A 9578-nucleotide genomic window follows, 5' to 3' on the forward strand; every position below is an offset into this window, starting at 1 on the left:
TGGTACGGGGCGGGGCTCACAGTCGGGGCGCGATCTCTTCGGTGAAGATGCGGTGCCGGTCGGCGGTCGCGAGGTGGCAGGCGGCGTGGTGTCCGGCCGCGGCCTCGGTGAGCACCGGGACCTCGCCGGCCGAGCGCCCGCCGGTCAGCTCGGCGTACGGGCAGCGCGGGTGGAAGGCGCAGCCGGACGGCACGTTGATGAGGCTGGGCGGGGTGCCCCTGACCGGGACGAGCCGGTCCTGGAGCTCCCGGTCGAGGCGCGGCATCGAGCCCAACAGGCCCCAGGTGTAGGGGTGTTCGGGCGCGTCGAAGAGGGTCTCGGCCGGGCCGCGTTCGACGCACTTGCCGCCGTACATGACGAGGATGTCGTCGGCGAGCTCGGCGACCACCCCGAGGTCGTGGGTGATGATGATGACGGCGGAGCCGAACTCCTCCTGGAGGTCGCGGATGAGGTCCAGGATCTGCGCCTGGACGGTGACGTCCAGGGCGGTGGTGGGCTCGTCGGCGATCAGCAGCGAGGGGTCGTTGACCAGGGCCATGGCGATCATCGCGCGCTGGCGCATGCCGCCGGAGAACTGGTGCGGGTAGTCGTCGACCCGGCGGTCGGGCTGCGGGATGCCGACCCGGTCGAGCATCTCGACCGCGCGGGCCCGCGCCTGCCTCTTGGTGGCCCGCGGGTGGTGCACCCGGTAGGCCTCGACGATCTGCTGCCCGACCGTGTAGTACGGGTGCATCGCGGTGAGCGGGTCCTGGAAGATCATCGCCATCTGGCGGCCGCGCAGCTGGCGGACCCGGTCCGGGCCGGCCGCGACCAGTTCCTCGCCGTCCAGCCAGATCTCGCCGCCGATCCGGGCCCGCTTGGAGCGGTGCAGGCCCATGATGCCGAGCGAGGTGACGGACTTGCCGGAGCCGGACTCGCCGACGATGCCGAGGGTCCGCCCCTTGCTGAGGTCGAAGCTGACCCCGTCGACCGAGCGGACCAGGCCGTCGTCGGTGTCGAAGTGGATCCGCAGGTCCCGGACGGAGAGGAAGGCGTCCCCCGTCGGGGCGGACCCGGTCGGGGCGGCCTCGGGTGCCGCGGTCTTCTGGAGCTCGGTCACGACAGCCTCACCCGGGGGTCGACAAGGGCGTACAGGAGGTCAACCACGAGGTTGCACAGGACGATGAAGAACGCGGCGAGCAGGGTGACGCCGAGGATCTTCGGCAGGTCGTTGTCCTTGATCGCGGAGACCGCGAAGAAGCCGACGCCCTGGAGCGAGAAGACCTGCTCGGTGATGAGCGCGCCACCGAGGAGCAGGCCGAGGTCCATGCCGAAGATGGTGACGACCGGGGTGAGCGCGGCCCGCAGGCCGTGCCGGACGACCACCTTCCGCTCGGCCAGGCCCTTGGCCCGGGCGGTGCGGATGTAGTCCTCGCTCATCGTCTCCAGCATGCCCGCGCGGGTGAGCCGGGCGTAGAGCGCGGAGTACAGGAAGGCGAGGGAGATCCACGGCAGGATCAGGTTGCGCGCCCACATCAGCGGGTCGTCGGTGAAGTTGGTGTACTGGAGGTTGTCCAGGATCGGCCACTCGTAGCTGAAGAGCGTGAGCAGCAGCGCACCGGTGAAGAAGACCGGCAGCGAGACGCCCGCCAGGGCGACGCCCATGGAGAGCCGGTCGAAGATCGACTTGGGCTTGAGCGCGGAGATCACGCCGGTGGTGACGCCGGAGACGAGCCAGATGACGGCGGCGCCGATGGCCAGGGAGATGGTGACCGGGATGCGCTTGGTGAGCTCCGGCCAGACCTCCAGGTGGTTCTTGAACGAGTAGCCGAAGCACGGCACGTGGCAGGTGGCGGGGTCAGGGCCGAAGTTGTACTCGGCACCGGCGACCAGCGCCTTCAGGAAGTTCCAGTACTGGGTGTACAGCGGCTGGTCGAAACCGAGGTTCTTCTTGACCGCCGCGATCGCCTCGGGGGACGGGTTCTTCCCGATGTACTGGGCGGCGAGCTGGTCGGTGGTCTCGCCGGCCAGACGCGGGAGCAGGAAGAAGATCGCGAAGGTGACCGCGCTGACCACCAGCAGCAGCACCGCGGCGGCCAGCGTCCTGCGGATGATGTAGGCAAACACAGTTGGGCGGCTCCGGCGGCCCGCCGCCGTCCGGGATCCTCCGGACGACGGCGGGCGCCGCTGCCTTCACCTGCCTTCAGGGATGCGGAGCCAGGCTCTTACTTGGTGGTGCCGATGTTCAGGTAGTCGTACTCACCCGAGAAGGCCGGCGTGGAGACGAGGTTGGTCGCGCTGTCCGGGCGGTACAGGAAGACCTTGAAGTAGGTCAGCGGGACGTAGACGGCCGCGTCCATGACCTTCTTGTCGATCTGGGCGTAGATCTTCTCGCGGGCCGCCTTGTCGGTGTTGACCGCGGCGTCGTCGATCAGCTTGTTGACCTCGGGGTCGTTCAGCTCGGCGAGGTTGCTGTTGCCGGAGGCCTTGATCGAGCGGCCGTCGACGATCTGCTGCAGGAAGCCGTAGCCGGTCGGCCAGTCGGAGCCCCACTGCATCATCATCAGGCCGACGTTCTTCTCCTTGTTGAACGCCGGGACACCGACGTGGTCGGAGAGGTACTTGCCCTGCGGGTACTGCTGGATCTCGGCGTTGATCCCGACCTTCTTCAGCGCGGCCTGGATCGAGGTCGCGGCGGCGATCTCCGGGCCGCGCTCGGTGCGCGCGGTGATGACGGTGTCGAAGCCGCCGGGCTTGCCGCAGGCCTTCAGGGCGTCCTTGGCCTTGGCCTCGTCGCCCTTGTTGTCCTTGGTCTGGTAGGTGTTGAAGTCCTCGTGACCCGGGATGTCCGGCGGCAGCACGGTGTTGGCGACCGCGCCGCGGATCGGGCCGCCGATCGCGGTCTGCACCGAGACCTTGTCGATGGCGTACTGGACGGCCTTGCGGCACTCGACGTTGTCGAACGGCGCGACCTTGGAGTTGATCGCGGTGTAGACCAGACGGCCGCCGTAGGCGTTGTCGGTGGAGGCCTTGAGCTTCGGGTCCTGGAGGATCTTCGCCTGGGTCTGCTGGTCGACGCCGGCGCCGACCAGGTCGACCTGGGCGTTCCCGGCGAGCAGGTCCTTGTCGATCGTGGACTGCTCGATGTTCATCTTGAGCACGATCTTGTCCGGCAGCTGCTTGCGGATCGGGTCGGTGCTCTTGTCCCAGTTGGTGTTCGGGACCAGGACCGCCTGCTTGCCGTCCTCGTAGCTCTCGAACTTGTAGGTGCCCGAGGAGATGACGTGCTTCACGTAGTTGGAGCCGGTGTCCTTGTCCTTCGGGACCGGCACCGTCTGCGGGGCGGAGACCAGGTAGTCGAAGTCCGCGAAGGCGTGCTTCAGGTGGAAGACGATGGTCTGGTCGTCCGGCGTCTCGATGGACTTGAGGTCGCCTTCCTTGTCCTTGTACGGACCCTGGTACGGCGTCTCGTTGTCGACCAGCATCTCCTTGAAGTACGTCGGGCCGTTGGAGTTGACCTCCGGCGCGTAGTTGGAGCGCAGCACCGCGTACTTGACGTCCTTGGACGTGATCGGCGTGCCGTCCTCGTACTTCAGGCCCGCGCGCAGCTTGTACGTCCAGGACAGGCCGTCCGCGCTGGCCTGGCCGAGCGACTCGGCCAGGTCCGGGACGAGCTTCTGGCCGTCCGGCTGGAAGGTGGTGAGCGGACGCCCGTACAGGCGGGAGAAGTTGTAGATGTACGCGTAGTACGTGTTGCCCGGGTCCAGCGAGTCCGGCGTGCCACGCATCTCGTACGTGACGGTGCCGCCCTTCTTGTCCGAGGCGTTGACGATGCCCTTGGTGGCCGCGTCGGCGCCGGAGGCACCGCCGGCCGCGGAGCTACCGGTGGCGGTGGACTTGGCGTCGTCGCTCTTGGAGCTCGACGAACAGCCGGTGACGACCAGGACCGCGGCGGCAGCTGCGGCGGTCAGTGCGACGGTACGGGACCTGCGCATGGGTGGGATCAACCCCTTGAGGAAGTGGTGGCCGAACGGAGGGTCCTGACGCTGGGTCAGTTGCTCTTGGGATCGAGGGCGTCACGGAGCCCGTCGCCGAGCAGGTTGAAGGCGAGCACCGTCAGGAAGATCGCCATACCGGGGACCACCATGTACTGGGGGTCCACCTGGTAGTACTGGATCGCGTCGTTGAGCATCCCGCCCCAGGAGGCCTGGGGTGCCTGGATGCCGACGCCGAGGAAGCTGAGGCCCGCCTCGAAGAGGATGTTGGTCGGGATCAGCAGGGTCGAGTAGACCAGGATCGGACCGACCAGGTTCGGCAGGAGCTCCTTGAACAGGATGAACGGACCCCGCGCGCCGAGGCTGCGGGCCGCGTAGACGAACTCGCGCTCGCGCAGCGAGAGGGTCTGGCCGCGCACGATCCGGCCCATGTAGGGCCAGTTGAAGAAGCCGATCACGAAGATCAGCACGGCGATGTGCAGCGGGAGGCCGTGCAGGCCGAACGCGCCGCCCTGGAGCGAGGCGGAGATCGCGATGGCGAAGAGCAGCAGCGGGAAGGCGAGGAAGACGTCCATCACCCGGCTGATCAGGGTGTCCACCCACCCGCCGTAGTAGCCGGCCATCACGCCGAGCACGGTGCCGATGGTGTTGGACAGGAGGGTCGCGCCGAAGGCGACCAGCAGGGAGACCCAGGAGCCCTCGATGACGCGGGAGAGCAGGTCACGGCCCTGCAGGGGGTCGACACCGAGCGGGTGGTCCCAGCTCATCCCGCCCCAGTCGCCCAGCGGCAGGCCGCCGAGGTTGGCGTCCAGCAGGTCCTGGTTGAGCGCGTCGGGGTCGAGGCCGAAGACCGATTCGATCGGCTTGGCCAGCACGGCGAGCAGGATCAGCAGGATCACGACGACGCCGCCTGCGACGGCGGCCTTGTCCCGCTTGAAGCGGGTCCAGGCGATCCGGCCGAGCGAGCGGCCCTCGATCTTGTTGGCCGGGCTCGCGGCGGCTGCTGCCTCCGGAGCGTTGCCGGCGGTCTTGACGGGTGCGGTCATGGTCAGTTCGGTCCCCTCGCCGACGGTGGCCGGCCCACGGGTGCCGGACGCCGGGATCGGCGGTACGGCTGGTGCGGACGTGCGGGCATGCGGAGTGCGGTGTTCCCAGCGGTACGGCGTGCTCAGTACTGCTGCCACGCGGCATGGGCATCACGTGGATATTGCGGTCCGTCAGCGCGTTCGCCTTTGTGAGGCGCCAACCACGCGCGGCGGCTGTTGCAGAACTCTCTGCCATCCGAACTGGCTTGCGCCAGCCCTGACAACCGACAGATGCCCAACTGTGATCTGCGCCCATGCACCTCCCTGATCCCCGGTATATCCCTCTTCACACAGCTGTAACAGCCATGTCAAGATGATGGCCACCGACTTCGGGAAGTTCGTCCGGAAAACGTCGGAACCGGCCTGACTTGTCGTCAGACCGGTTCCGGAAAAGGAACGTTGCTATTGCGTTTGTCGGCTCAGCGCCCGGGGTAGCCGGGCCACGGCTGCTGGGGCGGCTGCTGCTGCCCCGGCCAGCCCGGCGCGGGCGGGTGCGTGCCGTAGCCGTAGCCGGGCCCCTGCTGCGAGGCGTAGGGCGGCGGCGGCACCGGCGGGTACGGCCCCTGCGGGCGGCCCGTCCCGGCCGCCTCCCGGTCGTAGAACGGGCGCGCGTTGGCCCGCATCCAGAGCGCCACCGGGTCGAACTCGTCCGCCATCGCCACCGTCGAGACGGCCAGGCCCTCCGGCGCGACCGCGATCGCCCGCTGCATCAGCGCCCGCACGGCCTCCACCGTGGGCGGCGAACTCTCGTACAGCTCAAGGCCGATGGCCAGGTACGGCTCGCCCACCGTCGGGCGCACCCAGGCCCGGCGCAGCGCCCGCACCGCCCGCACCTCGACCGCCTGGCGCTCCAGCAGCGCGAAGAACTGCTGCGCCGGCACCTGCGGCTCGCTCAGCTTCAACGGACCGGCCGGCAGCCGGTTCAGCCCCGCCGCGACCCGGCGCAGGTCCGCCCAGGGCACCCCGACACCGCCACCCGGCGCGTGCGGGTTCAGCCAGAGCCCCCAGCGGGTCCGGAACAGCGAGGCGGCGATCTCCCGGCCGGAGATCACCTCGTGCGCCCGGGCCCAGCCGGACGCCGTCAACTGCTCGGGCGAGGTCACGGCCGGCGCGTAGCCGTGGCCGCTGATCTCCATGTTCCCGTACTGGGCGTCCGCGCTGCCCGGCGTACCGTGCCAGAGGAGCATCCAGACCTGCCCCTCGGCCAGCGCGTGCAGCAGCGTCTCGTACGCCTCGTAGCGCTCCGGCGCCACCTCGCGCAGGGCGCGCTCCAGCGCGCCCTGATCCGGACGTCCGGTGGGTGCCTGGCCCCAGGGCCCCGGTGCACCGCCCGCTACCGCTCCCGCACTCATGCGCCCACCTCGCTGCGCCTCTTCGTTCCTCGTCTGCCACCGGCGGCCCCGCGGCCGCCAGGACGCACCCTATGGGGCGCCGCCGACCACCGCCACGCCGACGTGCCAGGGTGCGCACCGCTCCCCCGCCCGACCGCGGCCGGGGGCCGGATCAACCCCGTACGTAGAAAGGGGCGACCCGGTTCAGCATCCAGTCGACCACCGGGTCGTCCGCGAGGTCGAGCAGTACGAGGTGGACGCCGCCGGGCAGCGGCGCGGTTCCCAGCGCGCGCCCCAGCGCCTCGTTGACCGCCCCCGGGTCGGCCGGGGCCGACGGATCGAGCTGGACGCCCACGAACATCACGGTGGGCTCGCCCTCCACACTGGCCAGTGCCCGCCGTGCGGTCAACACCCCCGGCAGGGCGAACAGCTCGTTCCGGCAGGCGGCCAGGAACGGCTCCGGGTCCTCGCCCGGCACCGGCTCGCGCAGCGCCACCCGGCCGCCGGACGGCGCGTCCCCGGCCTCCCAGCGGTCCTCGCGCGGCCCGCGGCGCAGTTCGGCCACGCCCTCCGGCGGCACCGGGATGCCCACCGCCGCCTCCGGGTTGACCGCGACCCCCACGCCCAGCGGCAGGCCCCGGGCGAACTCCCACATCGGCGCGACCGCGAAGGCCATCCCCGGCGCCTGCTGGACGAACACCTCCTGCGAGGAGAACACCGGCACGTACGGGTCGCCGGCCAGCTCGACGACCGGGAGGTCCAGCGACTGCCCCTGCGGGTCGCCGCCGGCCGGCAGCGGGATCCACACCTGGCTGCGGGCCAGCACCTCGATCACCCGGGGGGTCGCCCCCGGATCACCGAGCGCGGCGGTGAGCACCTGCTCCAGCTCGTTGGCCGGCCATCCGCCGCCCGGCGGCACCGGCTCCTGGCCGCCCCACCCCTGCTGCTGCTCCACCGGGTTCCCCATGCGCCGCTGTACCGCCCTCCGCTCGCCGACGCCCGCAGCCTAGCGGGCACCGCCCCGGCCCTGCTCCGGAGCGCCCCGGCGCCGGGCTCCCCGGTGGCCGGATCCCCCGGCCCGGCCCCTCCCCCTCTCCCCTCATCCGGGCGGACGTGCCATGATGTCCGCGTCTCGGGTGTATTCCCACCGAGGCCCCTAACTCCATACCGGCCGCTCGAACCCGCGCGGGAGAGTCCGGAGTGCCCCGTCTGGTGGCACAGCCGGCGCCGAAGGAGCAAGTCCTCCCCGGAATCTCTCAGGCACCCCTACCGCACGGGTTAGGCACATCTGGAAAGCGGCGCACGGCCCTGCCGTACGCCCACCCACGGTGCAAGCCGCCATGCTGTTCCCGTAGGACAGCGCGCGGTGAAGCTCTCAGGTTCGACGACAGATGGGGAGGCCCAGCCGCCGCATGCCCGCGCGCAGGGTCGGTCCCGAGCAGGGCCGGCTCCGGCGCGTGCACCCCTGAGTGCCCCGACCGAGGAGTTCCTGGCCATGTCCCTCCGCCTGACCGCGCTCGACGCGCTGCACCGCGCCCTCGGCGCGACCATGACCGACTTCGCCGGCTGGGACATGCCGCTGCGCTACGGGAGCGAGCGCGAGGAGCACCTCGCCGTCCGCACCAGGGCCGGCCTCTTCGACCTCTCCCACATGGGCGAGATCACCGTCACCGGCCCGCAGGCCGGCGAGATGCTGGACCACGCGCTGGTCGGCTTCGTCTCCGCGCTCGGCGTGCTGCGCGCCCGCTACACCATGATCTGTGCCGAGGACGGCGGCATCCTGGACGACCTGATCGTCTACCGCCTGCGCGAGGACGCGTTCCTGGTCGTCGCCAACGCCTCCAACGCCCAGCTGGTGCTGGACGAGCTGATCGCCCGCGCCAAGGGCTTCGACGCCGTCGTCACCGACGACCGCGACACCTACGCGCTGATCGCCGTGCAGGGCCCGGAGGCCACCGGCATCCTGGCCGACACCACCGACGCCGACCTGCCCGGCCTGAAGTACTACGCGATCCTCCCGGCCCAGGTGGCCGGCCGCGACGTGCTGCTCGCCCGCACCGGCTACACCGGTGAGGACGGCTTCGAGATCTTCTGCCACCCGGGCGACGCCGAGCAGATCTGGCAGTCGCTGACCGCGGCCGGCGCCGACCGCGGCCTGGTCCCGTGCGGTCTCTCCTGCCGCGACACGCTGCGCCTGGAGGCCGGCATGCCGCTGTACGGCCACGAGCTGTCCACCGAGCTGACCCCGTTCGACGCCGGCCTGGGCCGGGTCGTCCGCTTCGACAAGACCACCAACGAGGGCGCGTTCATCGGCCGCAAGGCGCTGGAGAAGGCCGCCGCCGCGGCCGAGGCCAACCCGCCGCGGGTGCTGGTCGGCCTGGTCTCCGAGGGCAAGCGCGTCCCGCGCGCCGAGTACAGCGTGGTCTCCGCCGACGGCGAGCCGATCGGCCGGATCACCTCCGGCGCCCCCTCCCCCACCCTGGGCAAGCCGATCGCGATCGCCTACGTGGACGCGGCGCACGCCGCCCCCGGCACCACCGTCGCGGTGGACGTGCGCGGCAAGCACGAGCCCGTCCAGGTCGTGGCGCTGCCGTTCTACAAGCGCGCCCGCTGACCCCTTCCCCTTCCCGAGGCATGCCCGCCCACCGGGCCGCTTCGTCGTACCCGCTTCCCATCCTGGAGAATGACGTCATGAGCAACCCCCAGCACCTGCAGTACACCAAGGAGCACGAGTGGCTGACCGTCGCCGAGGACGGCGTCTCCACGGTCGGCATCACCAAGCACGCGGCCGACGCCCTCGGTGACATCGTCTACGTGCAGCTGCCCGAGGTCGGCGACACCGTGACCGCCGGTGAGACCTGCGGTGAGCTGGAGTCCACCAAGTCGGTGAGCGACCTCTACTCGCCGGTGACCGGCGAGATCACCGAGGTCAACCAGGCCGTCCTGGACGACAACGCCCTGGTGAACGGCGAGCCCTTCGACGGCGGCTGGCTGTTCAAGGTGCGCGTCGAGTCCACCGACGAGCTGCTGAGCGCGGACGAGTACACCGCGCTCACCAACCCCTCGGCCTGAGCCACCCGTCGGGGCGGGCCGCCGCGCGGCCGCCCCCCCCCCCCCCCCCGCGCGACACCACCCCTGCCCCGGCCCCCCCCCCGCGCCGGGGCCCCCCCCGGGGGCGCCGTGTACGA

The 9578-nt window shown here is 70.9% G+C and carries 8 protein-coding genes and 1 riboswitch; of the genes, 2 read left to right on the top strand and 6 right to left on the bottom strand.

What is annotated here, in order from left to right:
- Positions 1 to 16 precede the first annotated feature (16 nt).
- The 6 genes from ACFWIC_RS20840 to ACFWIC_RS20865 all read right to left on the bottom strand — a co-directional run bounded on the left by ACFWIC_RS20840 (position 17) and on the right by ACFWIC_RS20865 (position 7357).
- On the bottom strand, positions 17 to 1099 hold the full coding sequence (locus ACFWIC_RS20840) for an ABC transporter ATP-binding protein (RefSeq protein ID WP_329952183.1): 1083 nt from the start codon (positions 1097 to 1099) through the stop codon (positions 17 to 19).
- Entirely contained in the window at positions 1096 to 2106 is a 1011-nt protein-coding gene (locus ACFWIC_RS20845; protein ID WP_329882946.1) for an ABC transporter permease, read from the bottom strand. Before ACFWIC_RS20845 ends, ACFWIC_RS20840 begins: the two co-directional genes overlap by 4 nt.
- 98 nt (positions 2107 to 2204) lie before the next feature.
- Positions 2205 to 3974 (bottom strand): ABC transporter substrate-binding protein, encoded by a 1770-nt coding sequence (locus tag ACFWIC_RS20850; RefSeq protein ID WP_329882947.1) that lies wholly within the window; start codon positions 3972 to 3974, stop codon positions 2205 to 2207.
- A 56-nt stretch (positions 3975 to 4030) separates the two neighbouring features.
- Positions 4031 to 5020: an ABC transporter permease gene (locus tag ACFWIC_RS20855; protein ID WP_329882948.1), complete on the bottom strand. Its 990-nt coding sequence runs from the start codon at positions 5018 to 5020 to the stop codon at positions 4031 to 4033.
- A gap of 458 nt (positions 5021 to 5478) precedes the next feature.
- Entirely contained in the window at positions 5479 to 6411 is a 933-nt protein-coding gene (locus ACFWIC_RS20860; RefSeq protein WP_380519681.1) for an enhanced serine sensitivity protein SseB C-terminal domain-containing protein, read from the bottom strand.
- Between the two features lie 151 nt (positions 6412 to 6562).
- Positions 6563 to 7357: an enhanced serine sensitivity protein SseB gene (locus tag ACFWIC_RS20865; RefSeq protein WP_329952184.1), complete on the bottom strand. Its 795-nt coding sequence runs from the start codon at positions 7355 to 7357 to the stop codon at positions 6563 to 6565.
- 209 nt (positions 7358 to 7566) lie between these two features.
- Positions 7567 to 7672: riboswitch (glycine riboswitch) on the top strand.
- A gap of 213 nt (positions 7673 to 7885) precedes the next feature.
- On the opposite strand from ACFWIC_RS20865, the gene gcvT reads away from it, so the two are divergent.
- Complete coding sequence (gene gcvT, locus ACFWIC_RS20870) at positions 7886 to 9004, top strand: glycine cleavage system aminomethyltransferase GcvT (protein WP_329952185.1); 1119 nt, start codon at positions 7886 to 7888, stop codon at positions 9002 to 9004.
- A 77-nt stretch (positions 9005 to 9081) separates the two neighbouring features.
- A complete protein-coding gene (gene gcvH / locus ACFWIC_RS20875) occupies positions 9082 to 9462 on the top strand; it encodes a glycine cleavage system protein GcvH (protein WP_329882952.1) in 381 nt (126 codons plus the stop codon).
- Positions 9463 to 9578: the final 116 nt, after the last annotated feature.

Origin of the sequence: Kitasatospora sp. NPDC127035 (assembly GCF_042726075.1) — a bacterium.
In the GTDB taxonomy this organism is placed as follows: domain Bacteria; phylum Actinomycetota; class Actinomycetes; order Streptomycetales; family Streptomycetaceae; genus Kitasatospora.